The organism is Embleya sp. NPDC050493, assembly GCF_044458105.1.
Taxonomy (GTDB): Bacteria; Actinomycetota; Actinomycetes; order Streptomycetales; family Streptomycetaceae; genus Embleya.
The window spans coordinates 250620-271372 of sequence record NZ_JBITHP010000002.1 but is presented as its reverse complement, the minus strand read 5'-3'; the positions used below and the strand labels follow the sequence as shown (position 1 = coordinate 271372).

17 protein-coding genes and 2 tRNA genes are annotated in these 20753 nt (G+C 70.7%); 7 read left to right on the top strand and 12 right to left on the bottom strand.

Features of this window, described 5'->3' with window-relative positions:
• Window positions 1-106: 106 nt before the first annotated feature.
• The 4 genes from ndk to ACIBM5_RS04525 all read right to left on the bottom strand — a co-directional run bounded on the left by ndk (window position 107) and on the right by ACIBM5_RS04525 (window position 5156).
• Complete coding sequence (ndk, locus tag ACIBM5_RS04540; protein ID WP_396005359.1) at window positions 107-517, bottom strand: nucleoside-diphosphate kinase; 411 nt, start codon at window positions 515-517, stop codon at window positions 107-109.
• 119 nt (window positions 518-636) lie between these two features.
• The gene (locus ACIBM5_RS04535; protein WP_391582901.1) at window positions 637-972 is read right to left on the bottom strand and encodes a DUF4233 domain-containing protein; all 336 of its coding nucleotides are present in this window, start codon (window positions 970-972) and stop codon (window positions 637-639) included.
• A gap of 2 nt (window positions 973-974) precedes the next feature.
• The gene (locus ACIBM5_RS04530; RefSeq protein WP_391582902.1) at window positions 975-2417 is read right to left on the bottom strand and encodes a bifunctional folylpolyglutamate synthase/dihydrofolate synthase; all 1443 of its coding nucleotides are present in this window, start codon (window positions 2415-2417) and stop codon (window positions 975-977) included.
• A 105-nt stretch (window positions 2418-2522) separates the two neighbouring features.
• Complete coding sequence (locus ACIBM5_RS04525; protein WP_396005356.1) at window positions 2523-5156, bottom strand: valine--tRNA ligase; 2634 nt, start codon at window positions 5154-5156, stop codon at window positions 2523-2525.
• Window positions 5157-5573: 417 nt separating this feature from the next.
• Between ACIBM5_RS04525 and ACIBM5_RS04520 the strand changes: the two genes are divergently transcribed.
• A complete protein-coding gene (locus tag ACIBM5_RS04520) occupies window positions 5574-6257 on the top strand; it encodes a hypothetical protein (RefSeq protein ID WP_396005355.1) in 684 nt (227 codons plus the stop codon).
• Window positions 6258-6376: 119 nt separating this feature from the next.
• Window positions 6377-7033, top strand: a complete 657-nt coding sequence (locus tag ACIBM5_RS04515) for a hypothetical protein (RefSeq protein ID WP_396005353.1) — start codon at window positions 6377-6379, stop codon at window positions 7031-7033.
• Between the two features lie 152 nt (window positions 7034-7185).
• On the opposite strand, the gene clpX is transcribed toward ACIBM5_RS04515, so the two are convergent.
• The 5 genes from clpX to ACIBM5_RS04490 all read right to left on the bottom strand — a co-directional run bounded on the left by clpX (window position 7186) and on the right by ACIBM5_RS04490 (window position 12632).
• Complete coding sequence (clpX, locus tag ACIBM5_RS04510; protein WP_360304477.1) at window positions 7186-8466, bottom strand: ATP-dependent Clp protease ATP-binding subunit ClpX; 1281 nt, start codon at window positions 8464-8466, stop codon at window positions 7186-7188.
• A gap of 152 nt (window positions 8467-8618) precedes the next feature.
• Window positions 8619-9281: an ATP-dependent Clp protease proteolytic subunit gene (locus tag ACIBM5_RS04505; protein WP_391582906.1), complete on the bottom strand. Its 663-nt coding sequence runs from the start codon at window positions 9279-9281 to the stop codon at window positions 8619-8621.
• Between the two features lie 115 nt (window positions 9282-9396).
• The gene (locus tag ACIBM5_RS04500) at window positions 9397-9969 is read right to left on the bottom strand and encodes an ATP-dependent Clp protease proteolytic subunit (protein WP_020550724.1); all 573 of its coding nucleotides are present in this window, start codon (window positions 9967-9969) and stop codon (window positions 9397-9399) included.
• Window positions 9970-11015: 1046 nt separating this feature from the next.
• Complete coding sequence (tig, locus tag ACIBM5_RS04495; protein WP_391582907.1) at window positions 11016-12440, bottom strand: trigger factor; 1425 nt, start codon at window positions 12438-12440, stop codon at window positions 11016-11018.
• Between the two features lie 116 nt (window positions 12441-12556).
• A tRNA-Pro gene (locus ACIBM5_RS04490) sits at window positions 12557-12632 on the bottom strand.
• Between the two features lie 96 nt (window positions 12633-12728).
• On the opposite strand from ACIBM5_RS04490, the gene ACIBM5_RS04485 reads away from it, so the two are divergent.
• Together ACIBM5_RS04485 and ACIBM5_RS04480 are read left to right on the top strand one after the other, a co-directional pair.
• Window positions 12729-12802: transfer RNA gene (locus tag ACIBM5_RS04485), tRNA-Gly, on the top strand.
• 332 nt (window positions 12803-13134) lie between these two features.
• A complete protein-coding gene (locus ACIBM5_RS04480; RefSeq protein WP_396005349.1) occupies window positions 13135-13461 on the top strand; it encodes a hypothetical protein in 327 nt (108 codons plus the stop codon).
• A 401-nt stretch (window positions 13462-13862) separates the two neighbouring features.
• Here the strand turns inward: ACIBM5_RS04480 and ACIBM5_RS04475 are convergent, their stop codons facing one another.
• On the bottom strand, window positions 13863-14768 hold the full coding sequence (locus tag ACIBM5_RS04475; protein ID WP_396005347.1) for a TIGR03619 family F420-dependent LLM class oxidoreductase: 906 nt from the start codon (window positions 14766-14768) through the stop codon (window positions 13863-13865).
• A 325-nt stretch (window positions 14769-15093) separates the two neighbouring features.
• A complete protein-coding gene (locus ACIBM5_RS04470; RefSeq protein ID WP_396005345.1) occupies window positions 15094-15930 on the bottom strand; it encodes an EamA family transporter in 837 nt (278 codons plus the stop codon).
• Window positions 15931-16280: 350 nt separating this feature from the next.
• Here ACIBM5_RS04470 and ACIBM5_RS04465 point away from each other — a divergent pair, with 350 nt between their 5' ends.
• The 3 genes from ACIBM5_RS04465 (at window position 16281) to ACIBM5_RS04455 (ending at window position 19566) form a co-directional block, all read left to right on the top strand.
• A complete protein-coding gene (locus ACIBM5_RS04465) occupies window positions 16281-17204 on the top strand; it encodes an ADP-ribosylglycohydrolase family protein (RefSeq protein ID WP_396005343.1) in 924 nt (307 codons plus the stop codon).
• Window positions 17205-17455: 251 nt separating this feature from the next.
• Window positions 17456-18238, top strand: coding sequence for a hypothetical protein (locus ACIBM5_RS04460; protein WP_396005341.1), 783 nt, complete (start codon window positions 17456-17458; stop codon window positions 18236-18238).
• A 422-nt stretch (window positions 18239-18660) separates the two neighbouring features.
• Window positions 18661-19566 carry a hypothetical protein gene (locus ACIBM5_RS04455; protein ID WP_396005339.1) on the top strand — a complete coding sequence of 302 codons (906 nt, stop codon included), beginning with the start codon at window positions 18661-18663 and terminating at the stop codon, window positions 19564-19566.
• A 153-nt stretch (window positions 19567-19719) separates the two neighbouring features.
• Here the strand turns inward: ACIBM5_RS04455 and ACIBM5_RS04450 are convergent, their stop codons facing one another.
• Window positions 19720-20718, bottom strand: coding sequence for a LacI family DNA-binding transcriptional regulator (locus tag ACIBM5_RS04450; RefSeq protein WP_396005337.1), 999 nt, complete (start codon window positions 20716-20718; stop codon window positions 19720-19722).
• Window positions 20719-20753 lie beyond the last annotated feature (35 nt).

Sequence of the window (20753 nt, the reverse complement as noted above, 5' to 3'; positions counted from 1 at the left end):
CAGTCCGCGCGCGTCGCGCGGCCTTCGGGCACGGTCGCGACGCGATCGTCGCGGCGGGGATCGCGAACCGATTCCGCGCGGCGCACCCGGCGCCGCGGCGAAATCGTCAGGCGTGTTCGGGGAAGAAGTTCTTGATCTCGCGCTCGGCGGATTCCGGCGAGTCGGAGCCGTGCACGATGTTCTCCCGGGTGATCGTGGCGAAGTCGCCGCGAATGGTGCCCGGCAGAGCCTTGATCGGGTCGGTGACGCCGGCGAGCGCGCGGAAGGACTCGATCACCCGCTCGCCCTCGACGATCAGCGCCACGGAGGGGGCCGAGGTCATGAACTCCACGAGCGGGGCGTAGAACGGCTTGCCCTCGTGCTCGGCGTAGTGCCGCTCGATCGTCTCGCGATCCATCACGCGCAGATCGAGCGCCGCCAGGGTGAAGCCCTTGCGCTCGATGCGGCCGATGACCTCGCCGACGAGACCACGCCGGACTCCGTCCGGCTTGACCAGGACGAGCGTGCGCTCGGACACGTTTGGCTCCTTGCTTCCTCGAAGAGGGGGTACGGGTACGAACCTTGCGACCCGACGAACGGTCAACGCCCAGAGCCTATCCGGGGTAACGCATCAACCTTTCGGCCGTATGTCGCGACTCAGTCCGCGAGGGCCGCGCGGGCCGCCTTGGCGTCGTCGATGACCCGCCCGACCCGGACGCAGCCGTACCAGATCACGGCGAACACCACGCCGATCAGGAACATCATCGGGACCACGAAACCGGTCAGGAACAGGCCGAGTTGCAGCACCCAGCCCGCGGTGACCGCCCACGGCCGGCCGAGCTTGGCGCACAGCCAGACGCAGACGAGGGCGGACGGTCCGGCGACCGCCCACAACACGCCGGTGGAGATGTCGGTGAGTTGCATCGCCACCAACGCGGCGAGACAGATCACCAGGGCCTGGCCGATCAGATGGGTCGAACACAGCGCACGCATGCTCAGGCGTCCCTTCCGTTGCGGTTGCCTCCGCCGCTTCCGCCGGATGGGCCGGCCCCCGGGCCCGCGCCCGGTTCACCGCCCTTGAGGAGCACCCGGGCCTCGCCCACGGTGACCACGGAGCCGGTGATCAGCACACCCGCACCACCGAGGTCGCCCTCCTCCTCGGCGAGCGTGACGGCGGCCTCGATGGCGTCCGGCAGGCTCGGCTGCACCTCGACCCGGTCCGCGCCGAACACCTCGACCGCGAGCGCGGCGAGTTCGTCGACCGGCATCGCCCGCGGCTGCGAGTTCTGCGTCACCACGACCTCGGCGAGCACCGGTTCGAGGGCCTCCAGGACACCTCGGACGTCCTTGTCGCCCATCACGCCGACCACGCCGACCAGGTGCCGGAAGTCGAACGAGTCGGTCATCGCCTGCGCGGCGGCCAGGGCACCGGCCGGGTTGTGTGCGGCGTCGATCAGGACGGTGGGGCTGCGTCGCACGATCTCGAGCCGACCGGGCGAGGTGACCGATGCGAACGCCTCCCGGACCAGGTCGGCATTCAGCGCGCCGCCGCTGGTGAGCCCGGGCCGGTCGGCCACGCCGACGCCCAGGAACGCCTCCACCGCGGCCAGCGCGACCGCGGCGTTGTGCGCCTGGTGGCTGCCGTGCAGCGGCAGGAAGACGTCCTCGTACTCCCCCGCCAGGCCGCGCAGGGTGAGCAACTGCCCGCCGACTGCCAGGTCGCGCCGGACCACGCCGAATTCCATGCCCTCGCGGGCCACCGTCGCGTCCACCTCGACCGCGCGCCGGATCAGCGCCTCGGCGGCGTCCACCGGCTGGTGTGCCAGCACGACCAGGCTGTCCTGCTTGATGATCCCGGCCTTCTCCACCGCGATCTCGCCGGGCGTGTTCCCCAGCCGGGCGGCGTGGTCCACCGCGATCGGGGTGACCACGGCGACGGTGCCGTCGACCACGTTGGTCGCGTCCCACGTGCCACCCATGCCGACCTCGACCACCGCGACGTCCACCGGCGCGTCGGCGAAGGCCGCGTACGCCATTGCGGTGATCACCTCGAAGAAGGACAGCCGGTACGGCTGCGCGGCGTCCACGATGCCGATGTAGGGCTCGATGTCGCGGTAGGTCTCGACGAACCGCTCGGCGCTGATCGGCTCGCCGTCCAGGCTGATCCGCTCCGTCATCGACTCCACGTGCGGGCTGGTGAAGCGGCCGGTACGCAGTTGGAAGGCGCGCAGCAGCGCCTCGATCATCCGGGCCGTGCTGGTCTTGCCGTTGGTGCCGGTGATGTGGATGACCGGGTACGCCCGCTGGGGTTCGCCGAGCACGTCCATCAGCGCGACCACGCGGTCGGTGGACGGGTCGAGCTTCGTCTCGGGCCAGCGCCCGATCAGCTCGGCCTCGACGGCGCGCTGCGCGGCCAGTGCCTCGGCGGGGTCTGTCACAGGTGTCACCGGTTCTGATCGAGTTCTGCGGAGCTGGTGGGTTGCTGGTGGGGTGGCCGCCCGCACGGCCCGGGTGGGTGTGCCCGGGCCGTGCGGCCGGTCGGGTCAGCCGGTGGGCAGCCGGTCCAGCTGGCCCTTGATGCGTTCGATGTCGGCCTCGGCGCCGGCCAGCTTGTCCCGGACCTTGTCCACCACGTCGGGGGCGGCCTTGGCCAGGAAGCCCGCGTTGCCGAGCTTCTTCGTGTTCACGTCGCGGACCTTCTCCGCCTCGGCCAGGTCCTTGGACAGGCGCTTGCGCTCGGCGGCGAAGTCGATCGCGCCGGACAGGTCCAGCTCGATCACGGCGCCCGCGACCGGGAAGGACGTGGTCGCCGAGAAGCCCTCGCCGGCCGGCGTGCAGCGGGCCAGCTGACGCAGCGCCGCCTCGTGCGCGGCGATCGCGGTGCCCGCGAGCGAGATGTTGGCCGGCACCCGCTGACCGGGCTTGAGACCCTGGTCCGAGCGGAACCGGCGGACCTCGGTGATCACCTGCTGGAGCGTGGTGATCTCGGCCTCGGCGGCCGGGTCGGCGAACCCGCTCGGGGTCGGCCACTGGGCCACGACGAGCGACTCGCCACCGGTGAGCGTGGTCCACAACTCCTCGGTCACGAACGGCACGATCGGGTGCAGCAGCCGCAGCGTCACGTCCAGGACATGGCCCAGGACCCGCCGGGTGGCCTGTGCGGCGGCCTCGTCGTCGCCGTTCAGCGGCAGCTTGGCCAGCTCCACGTACCAGTCGAAGACCTCGTCCCAGGCGAAGTGGAACAGCGTGTCGGAGAGCTTCGCGAACTGATAGTCCTCGTAGTACGCGTCCACCTCGGCCACGACCGCGTCCAGCCGGGACAGGATCCAGCGGTCGGTCGCCGAGAGCTGCTCGGCGGCCGGCATCGGGCCCTCGACGGTGGCGCCGTTCATCAGCGCGAACCGGGTGGCGTTCCAGATCTTGTTGCAGAAGTTGCGCGAGCCCTGGACCCAGTCCTCGCCGATCGGCACGTCGGTGCCGGGGTTGGCGCCGCGGGCCAGGGTGAAGCGCAGCGCGTCGGTGCCGTACGCGTCCATCCAGTCGATCGGGTCGACCACGTTGCCGAACGACTTGGACATCTTCTTGCCGAACTGGTCGCGAACCAGGCCGGTGAGCGTGATGGTGTGGAACGGCGCCTGCCCGTCCATCGCGTACAACCCGAACATCATCATCCGGGCGACCCAGAAGAAGATGATGTCGTGCCCGGTCAGCAGCACGTCGGTCGGATAGAACTTGGCCAGGTCGGCGGTCTGCTCGGGCCAGCCCAGCGTGGAGAACGGCCACAGCGCGGAGGAGAACCACGTGTCGAGCACGTCGGTGTCCTGCGTCCAGCCCTCGCCGGTGGGCGCCTCGTCGTTCGGGCCCACGCAGACCGTCTCGCCGTTCGGGCCGTACCAGACCGGGATTCGGTGACCCCACCACAACTGCCGCGAGATGCACCAGTCGTGCATGTTGTCGACCCAGCCGAAGTAGCGCCCGGCCAGCTCCTGCGGGTGGATGGCCACCCGACCGTCGCGCACCGCGTCGCCCGCGGCTTTGGCCAACGGCTCGACCCTGACCCACCACTGCATGGACAGCCGCGGCTCGACCGTGGTCTTGCAGCGCGAGCAGTGCCCGACCGCGTGCGTGTACGGGCGCTTCTCGGCGACGATCCGACCCTGCTCGCGCAGTGCGGCCACGATCGCGAAACGCGCCTCGTAGCGGTCCAGGCCCTCGAACGGGCCGTGCACCGTGATGATCGCCCGCTCGTTCATGACCGTGGGCATCGGCAGGTTGTGCCGGCGGCCGATCTCGAAGTCGTTCGGGTCGTGCGCCGGGGTCACCTTGACCGCGCCGGTGCCGAACTCGGGGTCCACGTGCTCGTCCGCCACGATCGGGATCCGCCGCCCGGTGAGCGGCAGTTCGATCTCGGTGCCGACCAGGTGCGCGTACCGCTCGTCGCTCGGGTGCACCGCGACGGCGGTGTCGCCGAGCATGGTCTCGGCGCGCGTGGTGGCCACCACGATCGCGTCGTCGCCGTCGCCGTAGCGGATCGAGACGAGTTCGCCGTCGTCGTCCTGGTGCTCGACCTCGATGTCGGAGATCGCGGTCAGACAGCGCGGACACCAGTTGATGATCCGCTCGGCGCGGTAGATCAACTCGTCGTCGTAGAGCCGCTTGAAGATGGTCTGCACGGCCTGGGACAGGCCCTCGTCCATGGTGAAGCGCTCACGCGACCAGTCCACGCCGTCGCCGAGGCGACGCATCTGGCCGAGGATCTTCCCGCCGTACTCTTCCTTCCACTGCCAGACCCGGTCCACGAACGCCTCGCGGCCCAGGTCGTGCCGCGACTTGCCCTCCTTGGCCAGCTCGCGCTCGACCACGTTCTGGGTGGCGATGCCGGCGTGGTCCATGCCGGGCAGCCACAGCGCCTCGAAGCCCTGCATGCGCTTGCGGCGGGTGAGCGCGTCCATCAGCGTGTGCTGGAACGCGTGGCCCAGGTGCAGTTGTCCGGTGACGTTCGGCGGCGGGATGACGATCGTGTACGGCGGCTTGTCGCTCTTGGCATCGGCCTCGAACCAACCCGCGGCTACCCAGCGCTCGTACAGCTTCCCCTCTACCTCGGCGGGGGTGTACTGGGAGGGAAGGGCCTGCGGCTGCTCGGCGGCAGCGGCTGCGGGAGTGGTGTTCTCGGTCACCGCCCCAGTCTACGGAAGGCGCACGGGCACCTTCGACGCGCCGGCGGCAAGGCGGGAACAGGGCGATGGGCGGCGCGGGCGGCGGCCCTCGGGCGACGTCGCCGGACCGACCGGTTGTCGCCGGTCGGGGTCCCGCCGCCGGCGTTCCGCCTTTGTCGCCGGTGGCGTCCCGCCCTTGTCACCGTGGTGTCACCGCGACGCCGGCGGCGGCCGGGGACCGCTAGTTTGCGCCGTGGGCCGGTATCCGGGTTTCGACGATGGGGGCATCGGTCGGAGCGTCGGAGCGGGCCCGTATCCGTGACTTCGTGAATCCGGGGGGATCTCGTGCGCACTCGCACTCACACTCGTACTCGTGTCGGCTCTCGTCCTCGTGCCGGCTCTCGCACTCGCACACTGTTTGTCGCCGTCACCGTCTCCGTGCTCGGGACGGCTGTACTGACGGGCTGTCAGGCCAAGGACGGCAAGGACGACAAGGCCGACCGAAGCGGCCCGGCGGTCGCCGCGACGACCCAACCGGTCGACCCCGGGACGACCGCGTCCGTGACGCGGCCGGCGGAGGTGCCGACCGGCAAGGCCAAGCCGACCGCGTCTGCTCCGTCGACGTCGGTCCCGTCCGAGCGACCCCCGGCCGCGGCCAGCCCGCACAAGCTCCGGCCCGCCGCCCGGGCCGGAGACCTGGCCCGGCTGCTCGACGGCGGGCCCACCGACGTCCCGGTCGACCCGGGCGAGGTGCGCTCCCCGGCCAACAACGTGCTGGTCGCGGCATACGGCGCGACCGGGGCAGGCCCCCGCTCGGTGCTGTTCGTCGGGGTGGACGGGATGACCGGGATCGACGGCAAGCGCATGGAGCACATGGTCCGCGGCATGGTCGAGTACGTGAACGGCAGCGGCGGCAGCGTCCCGGACGGGGTGACGATGAAGGGCTACGATCCCGGCCCGCTGGGCGGCACGCTGGAGTGCATGCCGGCCTCGGTCGCACAGCCGGCGGCGATCTGCGGGTGGGCGGACCAGGACACGACGGCCGTGGCGTATTTCGAGCAGTTGTCGGCGGACCGGGCCGCGGCGAAGTTCAAGGCGATGCGCGCGGACCTGGAGCGGTAGCGACCCCGTGGGGCGGGGGTGGTTCGGGGTCGAACGCCGGTTCGCGCGTCGCCTGGCGGCCGTGGCGTCGTTGTACCGGGTACCGATGACGTTCGACCGAACCGCGGGTGGTGGGGGCGATGGGCGACGGATACGGCGGGTGGCAGGGGCCCGGGACCGGCGGGGCGGGGTATCCGACCGGGCCGCCGGGGGCCGCGCCGCCTGCGGAGAGCCGCTCCCGGGACCGGATCGCGATCCTGGTCGGCGTGCTGGGCAGCGTGGCCGTGGTGGTCGCCGCCGTGGTGGTCGTGGTGCTGCTGCTCGACTCCGGCGGCGACGACGCCCCGGAGCCGCGCGGACTGCCCACCGCGCCGGCGAGCACCCGCAGTGCCGGACCGCTCGTCATGCCGGCCACGATCGGGGCCCGCGGCCCGGTCGCCCGGACCGCACTGCCGTCGACGGTCGCGGATCTGAACGCGACGATGGGACGTACCTTCGCGGACGTCCGCACCGAGGTCTTCGGCGGCGGGCAGACCAGCGAGACGGTGCTGCTGACCCTGGCCGCCCGGCGCGACCGGGTGCCAGCCGAGTACGTCCGGGACTTCGTGCCGGCCGTCCCGGTGACCGAGGACCCGGCCGTCCCCGGCCCGCCGGGGGTGCTCCGCTGCTGGAGCAACCCCACCACGGCGATGTGTCTGTGGGGCGACGACCACGACCTCGTCTACGTCAGCGACGGAGCCGGCGTCGCACACGCCCGACTGGTGATCGCGAACGTGTATGCGGGCAGTGCCCGCTAGGGCCGCCTGTGCGGCAGCGGCGAGTGGTCGCGGACGGGTGAGCGGGCCGTGCCCGCCGGTCGGGCGCGGGATGCGAACGTGCAGCGCGGGGTGCGAAGGTGCAGGCGAGCCGTGCCGCCGGCCGGAACCCGGCCGGCGCCTCGCCGGTCGACTCAGGCGCTCTTGTCGCGCCGCTCGCGCTTGACCACGTCGCGTGGCACGAGCGTGGGGTTGACGTGCTTGAGGACCACCTGGTCGGTGACCACGACGCGGGCCACGTCCTTGCGGGACGGGACCTCGTACATCACCGACTGGAGCACCTCTTCGAGGATCGCCCGCAGGCCGCGCGCACCGGTGCCGCGCATGATCGCCTGGTCGGCGATCGCCTCCAGCGCCTCCATCTCGAAGTCCAGCTCGACGCCGTCGAGTTCGAACAGCCGGCGGTACTGCTTCACCAGCGCGTTCTTGGGCTCGGTCAGGATCTGGATGAGCGCCTCGCGGTCCAGGTTGTGCACCGAGGTGAGCACCGGGAGCCGGCCGATGAACTCGGGGATCATGCCGAACTTGAGCAGGTCCTCGGGCATCACGTCGGCGAACGAGTCGGCGCTCTCCACATCGCGCTTGGAGCGGATCTGCGCGCCGAAGCCGATGCCCTTGCGGCCGACCCGGCCCTCGATGATCTTCTCCAGGCCGGCGAACGCCCCGCCCACGATGAACAGCACGTTCGTCGTGTCGATCTGGATGAACTCCTGGTGCGGGTGCTTGCGCCCGCCCTGCGGCGGCACACTCGCGGTGGTGCCCTCGATGATCTTCAGCAGCGCCTGCTGGACGCCCTCACCGGACACATCGCGGGTGATCGACGGGTTCTCGCTCTTGCGGGCGATCTTGTCGACCTCGTCGATGTAGATGATCCCGGTCTCGGCCTTCTTGACGTCGTAGTCGGCCGCCTGGATCAGCTTCAGCAGGATGTTCTCGACGTCCTCGCCGACGTATCCCGCCTCGGTGAGCGCGGTCGCGTCGGCGATGGCGAACGGCACGTTCAGCATCCGGGCCAGGGTCTGCGCCAGCAGCGTCTTGCCGCAGCCGGTCGGCCCGAGCAGCAGAATGTTCGACTTGGCCAGTTCGACGCCGTCGTCGCGGGACGCCTTGGCCGACTCACCGGCCTGGACCCGCTTGTAGTGGTTGTACACCGCCACCGAGAGCGCCTTCTTGGCGACTTCCTGCCCGACCACGTAGCCGTCGAGGAACTCGTAGATCTCCCGTGGCTTGGGGAGCTCCTCGAACTTCAACTCGGAGGACTCGGAGAGCTCCTCCTCGATGATCTCGTTGCACAGGTCGATGCACTCGTCACAGATGTAGACACCCGGACCGGCAATGAGCTTCTTCACCTGCTTCTGGCTCTTTCCGCAGAACGAGCACTTGAGCAGGTCGCCACCGTCACCGATGCGTGCCACGAGGTGCATCTCCTTCGCCTGGGCCCCGGATGTCCCGGACCTGGTGCCTGGTCTTTCGACGGTACCCCGCCGGAATCTCCGATCCCCCGGTTTTGACCATCAACCGGTCACCGTTGTCCGGTCGGCGGCAAGCCGCCGACCGGGCGGGGACACTAGCCGATGACCTTCCGAGGTGCGGTGATCTCGTCGATGAGGCCGTACGCAAGCGCCTCTTCGGCCGTCAGAATCTTGTCGCGCTCGATGTCGTCGCGAACCTGCTCGATCGGCCTCGTGCTGTGCTGCGCGAGCATGGTTTCCAGCATGGTGCGCATGCGCTGGATCTCACGAGCCTGGATCTCCAGGTCGCTGACTTGCGCGCGCCCGGTTTCACTGTACGGCTGGTGGATGAGGATGCGGGAGTTCGGCAGCGCCATTCGCTTGCCCGGAGTTCCCGCGGCGAGCAGAACGGCGGCGGCGGAGGCCGCCTGGCCCATGCACACCGTCTGGATGTCGGGGCGCACGAACTGCATCGTGTCGTAGATGGCGGTGAGCGCCGTGAAGGAACCGCCGGGCGAGTTGATGTAGATCGAGATGTCCCGATCGGGGTCCATCGACTCCAGCGTCAGGAGCTGCGCCATCACGTCGTTCGCCGACGCGTCGTCGACCTGGACGCCCAGGAAGATGATGCGCTCTTCGAACAGCTTGGTGTACGGGTCCTGCTCGCGGAAACCCTGCGACGTGCGCTCGATGAAGCGCGGCAGGACGTAACGGCTCTCGGCGCTGCGCGAGGCAAGCGGTGCCAGGCCCTCGGGCCGGTGGAACAGATTGTCATTCATGGAAATCTCAGCCCTCCGGGACTGCGGACTCGACTCAGTGGCTGGGCGACTGAAAGCTGGATCGGCTTTCCCCGGCTGTTCTTCGGCCGGGATCAGCTGTGTGCAGCCGCCGGTGTCAGCTGGTGCTGCCGGTGTTGGGAACCTCGGCCGCACTGCGAACCACGTGGTCCACCAGGCCGTATTCCTTGGCCTCCTCGGCGGAGAACCAGCGGTCGCGGTCCGAGTCGTGCTCGATCTTCTCGGGGGTCTGCCCGGAATGGTGCGCGATCAGGCGAGTCATCTTGCGCTTGGTGCGCAGGAGCTGCTCGGCCTGGATCTTGATGTCCGACGCCGAGCCGCCGAGACCGGCGGACGGCTGGTGCATCAGGATCTCGGAGTTGGCGAGCGCGATGCGCTTGCCGGGGGCTCCGGCGGTCAACAGGAACTGGCCCATGGAGGCGGCCAGGCCCATCGCGACGGTCGCGACATCGTTGCTGATCCACTGCATCGTGTCGTAGATCGCCATGCCGGCGGTGATGGAGCCACCCGGCGAGTTGACGTAGAGCCAGATGTCCTTTTCCGGGTCCTCTGCGTTCAGCAACAGGAGCTGGGCGGAGATCGCGTTGGCGATCTGGTCCTCGACCACCGAGCCGAGGAAGATGATCCGCTCGCGCAGCAACCGGTTGTAGACCTGGTCGTCGAGCCCCATCCCACCCGGCTGAGATGCACGCGAAGTGGGCACCGCGAGCCCCGGAGTCACGATCTGCGGATTCGTCACGTATCCACCTGCTCGTTTCCGACGGCAATCCCGAGCCGTCACGAAGTCGACCTTGGGAGGCACCTGCGTTCGTGGCGGGTGACCCCCTTCGTACAGCGACCCTAACGCGCGGATCGTCGCAGGCCATCCCAGACTCAGGACTGTTCGCCCAGAGCGCAGCAAGGCGGTATCCGGGCGGTATCGGGGTAGTCGCGCGGATCGTACGGCTGGTGGGCGGTCGAGGTCGGGTCGGCCGTGTCGGCGCGACGGAGGCCGGCGCGCCGCGGGGGCGGGGGCCGGAGTTGTGCCGCGGGGGCGGGGGGCGGAGCCCGGCCGGGGTCGGGTCGGGTCGGGGCCTGGCCGGGGCCGGGCGGGGCTTGGAGCCCTGCCGACGACCGCGTGCCGCTGCCGGTGAGGAACGATTCGCCAGTGCCCGGCCTTGGTGGGCCGGTATGCGCGCGTACAGACGCGCCGTGGGGCGGTGGTCCTGAGGGCGGTGGCTTGAGGGCGGTGGCAGTAGCGCGATGGCAGTAGGGCGGTGGTCCCGAGGGTGGCGGTCTGATAGCCGTCACAAGCCGTGTCGGAGGTTCTCGCGGCCCATCCGGATGAGCATGGGCACCGGCCCCTACAACGTCGAGGGGCGGGCAGCGCCCGTTCCGCGCTCTCCGCGCAGCCGTTGACGGCGGGCACCATCCCGCCCGGCCGGGCGGGTCGACTCCGAAAGCAGCGCCCTTGCGAAGCGTCGTAGGCCACGGGGACGGGGTCGGCCCGGCCGGGATGCTCGGGCACGCCGGTACCCGAACGGGTTGGGTCGATCGAGTGACGGGTCATCACGATCCGTACCCGTTCGGAACGCACACGGCCCTCGCAGTACACGCAGGCCCTCGGAACGCACGCGGGCCCGACCACCGGCTGACGGTGATCGGGCCCGCGTGACGGGTCCTGCGCGAATCCCGCGCGCCGCAACGTACGCGGCGGTCGCGGATCGCCCGGGTGGATCAGGCCTCGGCCTTCTCCTCCGAGGCCTCGTCCGACGCCGCGGCGACCTCTTCGGTCTCGGCGTGGTCGTGGCCCTCGTGGTTGTCCGCGTCGTCCGCGTGCAGGTCGACACCGAGGCTGACCTCGTTGCCGGACGCGTCCTTGGCCTTGGCGCCCTTGGCGATGACCTCGAGGGCCTTGCCGCGAGCAACCTCGCCGACCAGGACCGGCACGTAGCCGGACTGCATGACCTGCTGCGCGAACTGGTCCGGGCTCATGCCGGACTGCTGCGCGCGCTGGATGAGGTGCTGGGTCAGCTCTTCCTGGTTGACGGAGAGCTGCTCCTTCTTCACGACCTCGTCGAGCACGAACTGGGCACGCATGCCCTTGCGAACGCTCTCCTGGAGCTCGCTCTCGTACTCCTCGGCGGTCTGGCCCTGGATCTCCAGCCACTTGGCCAGGTCCATGCCCATCATGCCGAGCTGCTGCTCCAGCTGACCGCGACGCTGCTCGATCTCCTCGGTGACGATGCTCTCCGGCAGCGGCACCTCGATCTGCTCGAGCAGGGCTTCCAGAACCTTGTCCCGACCCTCGTTCTGCTGGTCGTGCAGCTTCTGGTGGTCGAGCTTCTCGCGCAGGTCCGCCTTCAGCTCGTCCAGCGTGTCGAACTCGCTCGCCAGCTGCGCGAAGTCGTCGTCGAGCTCGGGGAGCTCCTTGGCCTTGACGGTGGTCACCTCGACCGTGACCTCGGCCGTCTGCCCGGCGGCGCTGCCACCCTGGAGCTCGGTCTCGAAGGTCTTGGTCTCACCGGCCGACGCACCGATGACGGCGGCGTCGAGGCCGTCCAGCATCGTGTCGCCGCCGATCTGGTACGACATCGCCTTGGCGACGCCGTCCTCCAGCACCTCGCCGTCGACCTTGGCCTCGATGTCGATGACGACGGTGTCGCCCTCGGCCGCGGCCCGCTCGACGGTGTTCAGCGCACCGAAGCGGTCACGCAGCTCTTCGATCTTCTCGGCGACGTCCTCGTCGGTGACGGTGATGTCATCGACCTCGACCTCGATGCCGGAGTAGTCCGGCAGCTCGATCTCGGGACGGGTGTCGACCTCTGCGGTGAACTTCAGATCGGCGCCGCCGGCCAGCTCGGTCACGTCGGTGACCTCGGTGACCTCGGGCTGGCCCAGGACGCGCAGCTCGTTCTCCTCGACGGCCTTGCCGTACGAGGAGGAGAGGATGTCATCGAACGCCTCGACGAAAACGGCCTCGCGGCCGAAGCGCTGGTCGATGATGCGCGCAGGGATCTTGCCCTTACGGAAGCCCGGGACCGTCACCTGCTTGCCGATCTTCTTGTACGCCGCGTCGAGGCTGGGCTTCAGCTCCTCGGAGGGAACCTCGACGGTGAGCCGAACCCGGGTCGGGTTCAGCGTCTCGACGGCGCTCTTCACGGTAAGGGTCTCCTTGCTGCGGGCTGTTCTTCCGGGCCTGTGCATCTTGCCTGACGGCACACTGAAGGTTCAGAACCGGTGGTACCGATCCATCCTGCAGCGAATTCATGATGTGGTGGTCGGGGCGGGGAGACTCGAACTCCCGATCTCCTGCTCCCAAAGCAGGCGCGCTAGCCACTACGCTACGCCCCGTGGCGCCCGATGAAGTCTAGAGGACGACACGCTAGAGTCTGCACTGGCCGCGCACCAATCCGCTAACCTAGGCGCCACGTGCACGCCACACCAGCTGCGGGTGTAGCTCAATGGTAGAGCCCTAGCCTTCCAAGCTAGTGGTGCGAGTTCGATCCTCGTCACCCGCTCCAAAGGTAAAGGCCCAGGTCAGAGGTTGTTTCTCTGATCTGGGCCTTTGTCGTGCCCGGACTGTGGGTGGCGGGCTGGGGGCTTTGGTCCCGGTGGCGGGCGGGGCTGGGGGTTTCGCTTTGGGCTGTCGGGGGTGGGTCTCGGTCGTGGGCGGAGTGGGGGGCGGCTGCGCGTGAAGTGTCTGTGATGTCGGGAATCTCACGGTTGTGGTTTGGGGGGCGGGCGTCGGGGGCTGGGGGTGCGGTGGAATTCGGGGCGAGGGGGCGGGGGCTCTGGGAGAATCCAAGATCTCCAGTGGCGAGCTGGGGGTCTCGCACGGATTCGGGATTTCGACGTGAACGACGGTCACCCGCTCCTCTCGGAGGTCCTGCCGGAGTTCCATGTGGAGTTGGCCGCGGTTCTCCGTGTGGCGGGGGAGTACGCCCTGGCGGATGGTCTCGGGTTGGTGCGGTTTCACGACTGGTGCGATTGCGGTGACGATCGATGCCAGAGCTTTCGGACGGCGCCCGAGCCCGAGGGGGCGTACGGGGCCGGTCATCGGTTGGTGAGTCTGGCTGCGGAGGATGGCACGGCGATCCACGTCGATGTGGTGGATGGGTTCGTCGTCTTTGTAGAGATCCGTGATCGTCCGAAGCTGCGGATTCGGTTTCGGGCCGGCTGAACCGATCGAGCATCAGTCGGTCGAGTGTTCGGAGGGCGTCGGGCAGACCGGCGCACCGCGACCGGCGGGCGGGCGGACTTCGGTCGCGGTTGGGCCGCGTTCCCCATCGGGCTGCGCTGCGTTTCGGGGGTGGTGCGGTTTGGGTCCCCGCCGGCGGCCCGGATCTCGGGTCCGGGTCCGGGGCCCTCGATGAGCCTCTTCTCGGTGGGTTCCGGCCGGGCCGTGGACAGCGCCCGGCCGCGTACACCTGCGGCACCACCACCATCGGTCTCCGGCCCGGCGCCGGGTCGGTGGTTTCCCCACCGGTCCTGGTCTGTCGGGCCCGGATCAGGTCACGTCACGTCGGGTCGGGTCCGGCCCGGCCTGGTCTGGCTGGGTCGGGCGCGTCGGGGCAGGTCCGGTCAGGTTTGGTGGGGGGTGAGGAGGGGGGCCGCGGCCTCCAGGGTTGTGCGGTCCGATTCGGGGGGCTGTAGGCGGGTGGAATCGCGGTAGCGGGGGTCGAGGAGGACGTGGTCGATGCCCAGGGCGGCGAGGGTGGACAGGTCGGTCTCGATCTGGTCGAGGGTGCCTTCGCAGGGGAGGCGGTCGGCGTCCGGGAGGGGTGTGGCGGTCACCCGGAGCGGGGTGCGTAGGGCGACTGTGGGGATGGGGCGGGCCGCTTGTTCCGCGGCGGCGCGGAGTGCGGGGAGACCCTGCTTTTCGAGCCACTCGGTGGTGACGCCGAGGGGGTGCCAGGTGTCGCCGTGGCGGACCGTGCGGCGGATCGCGGCGGGGCTGTTGCCGCCGATCCAGACGGGTGGGCGTGGGGACTGGAGCGGGCGCGGGGCCGTGTGCACGTCGTGGAAGGAGGTGTGTGCGCCCTCGAACGTGGCGACGTCCTCGGTCCACAGGGTGTGCAGGGCCGCGAGGTATTCGTCGGTGATCCGGCCGCGCTCGGCGAACGGGATCTTCAAGGCGGCGAACTCGTCTTCGGCCCAGCCGACGCCGACGCCCAGGACCAACCGGCCGGCGCTGTAGCGGTCCAGGTTGGCGGTCACGCGAGCGGTGAGCAGCGGGTCGCGGTAGGGCAGGATCAGTACGGTCGTGCCCAGTCGGATGCGCTCGGTACGACCGGCCAGCCAGGCGAGCGCGGTCAGCGGCTCGTAGAACGGTGCCGGGTATTGGGCCGCGACGTCCGGGGTGACCGCGATGTGGTCGGACAACATGGCCAGGTCCAGGCCGAGATCCTCGGCGTGCCGGACCGAGGCGAGCATCGCGTCGGGGCTCGCGGTCGGCCCGTAGTTGGGGATGTTCACGCCGAATCGCACGTACGCCTCCGGTTGGTCGGTGGTCGGGGGTTGGTGGTCGATGCTCGGTGCTCGGTGGTTAATCGGGCGGTTGGTTGGATGGATGGATGGATGGTTTGGTCGACGGGCGGGCGGACGGATGGACGGGTGGACGCCGACCATTCGACCGTATGGCCTGAAACCCGGGTGAGGGCCGGAACGCGGAAGGCGTTCGGTGGGCATTTGCCGGCCACGAAAGCGATACGCACCCACCGGACGACCAACCGGCGACCCACCCCCGCCGACCGGCCGACGACCGCGACGCCCGCCACGGCCTCACGGCCTCACGGCCTCACGGCCTCACGGCCTACGGAATGTTGATCGCCGTGATGCCCGCCAGAACCAGCACCGTCGCGGCTATTCGGTATCGGCCGTACGTTTCGTGGAAGATCAGCGTCCCGATGATCGCGCCGATGACGACCGACGTTTCGCGCAGTGCGGCGATCGTGGCCAGGGTGCCTCGGGTCTGGGCCCAGATGACGAGGGTGTAGGCGGCGAGGGACATGGCGCCGCCGAGGAGGCCCCAGGCGCGTTGTCGGTTGGGTGCGGCGGCGGGGTCGCGGCGGCGGTGCAGGAGCAGGATGGTCGGCACCGATTGGAGGACGAACAGCCAGGCCGCGTAGGCCATCGCCGAGCCCGAGGAGCGTGCGCCGACGCCGTCCAGGACGGTGTACAGCGCGATCGCGCAGCCCGTGGCCAGTGCCGCGAGCACCGCGGCGGCCTCGGCGCGGCGCGGGATGCCGCCGGCCAGGGCGAGGACGAGCATGCCGGCCGAGATCACCACCACGCCGACGGTCTGCGTCACCGTCAGGTATTCGTGCAGCAGGGTCACCCCGATCAGGGCGGTGACCCACGGGGAGGTGCCGCGGGCGATCGGGTACACCTGGCCGAAGTCGCCCAGCCGGTAGGTCTCCAGCAGGAGCAGGTTGTACGCCACGTGCAGGGCCGCCGAGCCGAGCAGCCACGGCCAGGCGCCGGCGGCCGGAGCGCCGACGAAGGGCAGCCAGGACAGGCCGATGGCCAGGCTCGCCGCCTGGATCATCACCATCGTCCCGAGCCGGTCTTCGAGCCCGTGCGCAAGTGCGTTCCAGGCCGCGTGCAACCCGGCCGCGCCGAGTACGACGGCGGTGACCGCCGGGGTCACGCGTGCCGGTGGGGCCGGTGGATCGACCCGAAGGGCGTCATCCCGGGAACCGACCCGCACGCCGGCTCCGGGAGACCGAGCACACGGACGGCCGCCCCAGGCACCCGGACGGCCCTCCCGAACACACGGGCAGCCGCCCCGAGCGCACAGGCAGCCACCCCGGAGCGCCGATCGGCCGCCGGCGGAACGCGGTCGGCCATCGGCGGCACGTGGTCGGCCGCCACCGGCCCGTGGTCGGCCATCGGCCGAGCCCCGTGTATGCGCAACTCGACGGTGGCGGTGGCTTCCACGATCCGAGGGGACGTCATCCGGGACATCCAAGCATGGGTGGCGGAATAATGATCGCCCATATGACGCACACCTCTTCCGCCCTTGCCTCGCTGCGCGGCCTCGCGCTCGGCGACGCGCTCGGCGCCCAGTTCTTCGTCCCCGACAACCTCCCGCACCTGGCCGAACGCAGCCTGCCCGAGGGCAGTTGGCCATGGACCGACGACACCGAGATGGCCTGCGTCCTGCACGCCGAGTTGACGCTGCGCGGCACGGTCGACCAGGACGAGTTGATCAAGGCCTTCGCCCGCCGGCACGACTTCGATCGGGGCTACGGTCCGACCACCAATCGCATGTTGCGGCTGGTGCGGCAGGGCGGTGACTGGCGCGCCCTGGCCGCCGCACCGTTCGACGGGCAGGGGTCGTGGGGCAACGGAGCCGCGATGCGGGTCGCCCCGTTGGGTGCGTGGTTCGCCGACGACCTGGACGCGGTGGTGGCGCAGGCCGCGTGGTCCGCCGAGGTGACGCACATGCATCCCGAGGGCATCGCCGGCGCGGTGGCGGTCGCTGTCGCGGCCGCGGGTGCGGTGACGCTGGACCGGCCGGGTGCGGGCGACTTCGTGAGCTTCGTCCGCGATCGCACACCCGCCGGTCTGGTGCGCGAACGGCTGGGCGCCGCACTGGATCTGGTGGGCCGTCAGGACCCCCGCGAGGTCGGCCGGCTGCTCGGCAACGGCCGCCAGGTGAGCGCCCCCGACACCGTCCCGTTCGCGGTGTGGTCCGCGGCCCGGCACCTCGACGACTACGCGGCGGCGTTCTGGTCCACCGCGAGCGCGGGCGGCGACGTGGACACCACATGCGCGATCGTGGGTGGAATCGTGGGCATCCGCGCCGAGTTGCCCCCGGCGTGGGTGAAGTACCGCGAACCACTGCCGACTTGGTGGCGGGAGACGGTGTCCCCGGAGCCCGCTCAAATGGTTGGCGGAGTCGCCGACGCTGCATCATGATGGGCGCGCTCTCGTCACTCGGGCGCGACTCCCGTGCTCTGTGGGCCGGTTCGTGCCGCGCTGGACGGGAGTCCTCGGCCTCTTCGCCGTCGAGCGCACGTTTCGTGGGGGGACGTCGATCGGCACGCGGTCGCTGCCACCGCTTTTTCTCGACGGCCGATCACATCCCGTTCATTCCGCCTCGCGCACTCCCGCGTACGACGCGGCGCTGCCCGGGATGCAGCCGAACCACCCCGGAGGATCCTTTTTTCATGCGCAAGTCCCTGTTTCGACCGATTTCGGTCGCGATCGTCGGTTCGGTGCTGTTCGCGGCGACCGCGTGCGGTTCCGACGACGACAAGAAGGACAGCGGAAAGCCGGCCGCGAGCACCACGACCACCGGCGCGCCGGCCGCCGCACCCTCGCCGGGCGCGGTGGCACCGAGCGCGCCCGCGCCCGTCTCGTCGGGCGCTCCTGCGGCGACTCCGTTGACCGCCGCCCAGTTGGAGAAGGCGGTACTCGCGGCCTCGGACCTGCCGCAGGGGATGTACGTCACCCGGGAACCGAAGGGCACCCGCGAGCGGGTGACCGCGACGTCGCCCGAATGCCAACCGCTCACCGACCTGTTCCTGCCGCGACAGGGCGCCACCAAGCCGGTCGGCGTGGCCCAGGCCGGCGTGACGATCGGCGCCCCGATGCCGTCGGCGATGATCACCACCGAGCTGTTCTCCTACGCGGGCACCGATGCGGAAACGATTCTGAGCACGGCGCGCACCGCGCTCGGGAAGTGCGGCTCACTCTCCACCAAGGACGAAGAGGGCGAGACCTCCACCGTCAAGCATGCCGAGGCCGCTCATCCCAGGCTCGGCGACGACACCCTCGCGACCGTGAGCACGCCGGCGGATGGCGGCACGGGTGGGCAGATCGTGGTCCGTGTCGGCTCCACGTTGATCGTCGTCAGGTCCGTGGAGTTCACCGGCACCATCCCCAAGTTGCCGGACACCGCCCTGGTGACCAAGCAGGTCGAGAAGATCGTGACGGCGGCCAAGGGCTGACCCGAGCCGGTGGGTCGGTCGGCGCGGTCGACCGACCCACCGCCACCCGCGCACCCGCTCACCCGCTCACTCCTCGCCCCTCGCCCGAGATCGAACCGGGCGACCTTCAAGGCTTTTTGACGGCTGATCAGGTACCACGCGGCCGACCACCGGCCCGGCATCGGACGGTTGGCAAAGCCGAGCGGCGTCCGCGATGATGAGGCCCCTCGCGTCGCCGACTCGACGACGCACCACCCGCGCCGGACCGGGCGCCATCGTTCCGGGGCACGACGAGGGCCCGCACTCCGCCGCCTCCAGGGGGCACACGGCCGGCGGCCGCGGGTTCGTGTCCTGATGGCTCATCGGATCCCCGTCGCTCCGTCGCCCGCCCCGGCGGGCGAACCCACGGCGGGCCGGGCCCGTTGCTTCGGAGGAAGCCGCCTATGCGCAAGATCGTGATCCGGGTGGGCACGGCGGTGATCGCCGGGAGCCTGCTCCTGGCGGCCACCGCGTGCGGTCGTGACGAGGAGGCGTTGGCGCGCGAGTACGCGAACGCGCAGACGGCCGCGCCGGAGGCGGGCACCGCAGGAGCCCCGGCACCGTCCGCGGGCGCGCCCACCGGCTCCGCCCCGCCGGCCGCCGCGCCACCCGCCGCGGCCTCCTCCCCCGGCGAACCCCCGCCCGCGCAACCACCCACGGACGAGTCGCCCGCCCCCTCCGGAAACGGAAGCGGGAACGCGAACGGCAACGAGAACGGAAACGGGAACGGGAACGGCTCCGACCCGGCCTCCAAATCCCGCCTCACCGCCGCCCTGTTGACCGCCGCGGAAATGCCGGCGGGCGCCTACGAGGTCGACGCGGACGGCACCGAGACCCGGGAGACCGCCCGGGAGGCCGGCTGCCAGCCCCTCATCGACCTGATGCGCCCCGGGCAGGCGGCCTCGGCACCGGCCGCGTCCGCCCAGGCGTCGGTGACCCGGGGCGATCCGACGCCGACCGGCTTCACCATCATCGAGTTGTTCTCCTTCGCCGGCACCGGTGCGCAGGACCTGTTCGCCCGGGGCCGTGCGGCGCTGCCGAACTGTGCGTCGGTCACCTCCACCGACGCCGACGGTGCGACGAGCACCGACGCCTACGCCGCGATCCCGCACGCGTCCCTCGGCGACGAGTCGCTCGCGATCGGGATGACACCCCAGGCGGGCGGCGCGCTGGGCCTGATCGTGGTCCGGGTCGGCCCGACGCTCGTGGTGGTCAGCAACGCGGATCTGTCCGCGACCAAGCCCGCCCTGCCCCCCGACGACGTCGTCGTCCGCCAGATCACCAAGCTCCTGGCAAGCTCGCGCGCCTAGGCCGTGTCCGGCGGATCATGGCGGTGCGGCCGCCATGATCCGCCGGACGCAACCCAGCCTCCCGCTCTCGGCCGGCGGGACGTCGACACGCGGCCACGCCGCGCCGCCGCCGAATCGGCTCAACCGTCGACACGCACCGCGCCCCGCCGCGAATCAGCTCGAGTCCCGTGCCCGCAACGTCATCTGCCACAGCGTCAGGTCGTCCTGGACGGCCCCTTCGCCGGCCGCGACGATGGCCGCCGCCACCGCGCTCATCGGCAATAGTTGTTCGAACGCGACCGAGGTCAATCGGGGGCGGACCATCTCGCACAGCGTCAGGTCGTCCGTACCGACGACGGCGACCTGTTCCGGAACCCGGACGCCGACGTCGGCCAACGCGCCGAGCAGCAGCGCCGCGTATTCGTCGTTGTAGCCGTACACCGCGTCGGGGCGGCCTTCGGCCCGCCACTCCCGCGCGAGCCGCGCGGCCTCGGCGGGATCCTCGCCCATCTCGACCATCCGGATGGTGCCACCCGCGGGCTCCGCCACGGCGCGAAAGCCCGCGAGCCGCGCCAGGCCCAACGCGGCCAGGCCCGGCTCGCGCGGCACCACCACGGCGAAATCCCGTCGGCCCCGGGCGATCAGGTGCTCGGCGGCCCGGCCGCCCGCCGCCACGTGATCGACCTTGAGGCCGAGCGCGATCGGCGCGGAACTCTCGCCCAGGGCCACCACGGCGATGCCGCGGGCGACCAGGTACTCGACGCCGTCGGCCGACATCCGTTCCGGCAGCACCAGCACCACTGCCGGATTCAGCGCGCCCCACGCCTTCGCCGCCTCGATGCCGTGCGTGGCGGGATTGCCGTGGATCACCAGGGTGTGTCCCAGGCCGTGCAGTTCGCGGGCCAGGCCGTCCAGGAAGCGCTGGATCAGTTGGCCGAACGGCACCTCGTAGGTCGGTACGAGTACCAGATCGGTACGCCCACGCCGAAGCGAACGGGCGTCCGAGCGCGGCTCGTAGCCCAGGCCGGCCGCGATCTCACGGACCCGGCGCCTGGTCTCCTCCGGGATCCGGCTGTCCTGGACGTCGTTCATCGCGTACGACACCGTCGCGCGCGAAACGCCTGCGGCACGGGCCACATCGGCCCCGGTCGGGGGGCGTCTCGTTGTGCTCATGGGGGGATTGTCGCCCAGGTCGAGACCGCACCCGG

Bases quoted from the DNA above. Each gene is read 5' to 3' on its own strand.
- ACIBM5_RS04535 (WP_391582901.1), bottom strand. From the start codon at position 972: ATGCGTGCGCTGTGTTCGACCCATCTGATCGGCCAGGCCCTGGTGATC.
- ACIBM5_RS04515 (WP_396005353.1), top strand. From the start codon at position 6,377: ATGGGCGACGGATACGGCGGGTGGCAGGGGCCCGGGACCGGCGGGGCG.
- ACIBM5_RS04505 (WP_391582906.1), bottom strand. From the start codon at position 9,281: ATGAATGACAATCTGTTCCACCGGCCCGAGGGCCTGGCACCGCTTGCC.
- ACIBM5_RS04500 (WP_020550724.1), bottom strand. From the start codon at position 9,969: ATGGGGCTCGACGACCAGGTCTACAACCGGTTGCTGCGCGAGCGGATC.
- ACIBM5_RS04465 (WP_396005343.1), top strand. From the start codon at position 16,281: ATGACGCACACCTCTTCCGCCCTTGCCTCGCTGCGCGGCCTCGCGCTC.
- ACIBM5_RS04460 (WP_396005341.1), top strand. From the start codon at position 17,456: ATGCGCAAGTCCCTGTTTCGACCGATTTCGGTCGCGATCGTCGGTTCG.
- ACIBM5_RS04455 (WP_396005339.1), top strand. From the start codon at position 18,661: ATGCGCAAGATCGTGATCCGGGTGGGCACGGCGGTGATCGCCGGGAGC.
- ACIBM5_RS04450 (WP_396005337.1), bottom strand. From the start codon at position 20,718: ATGAGCACAACGAGACGCCCCCCGACCGGGGCCGATGTGGCCCGTGCC.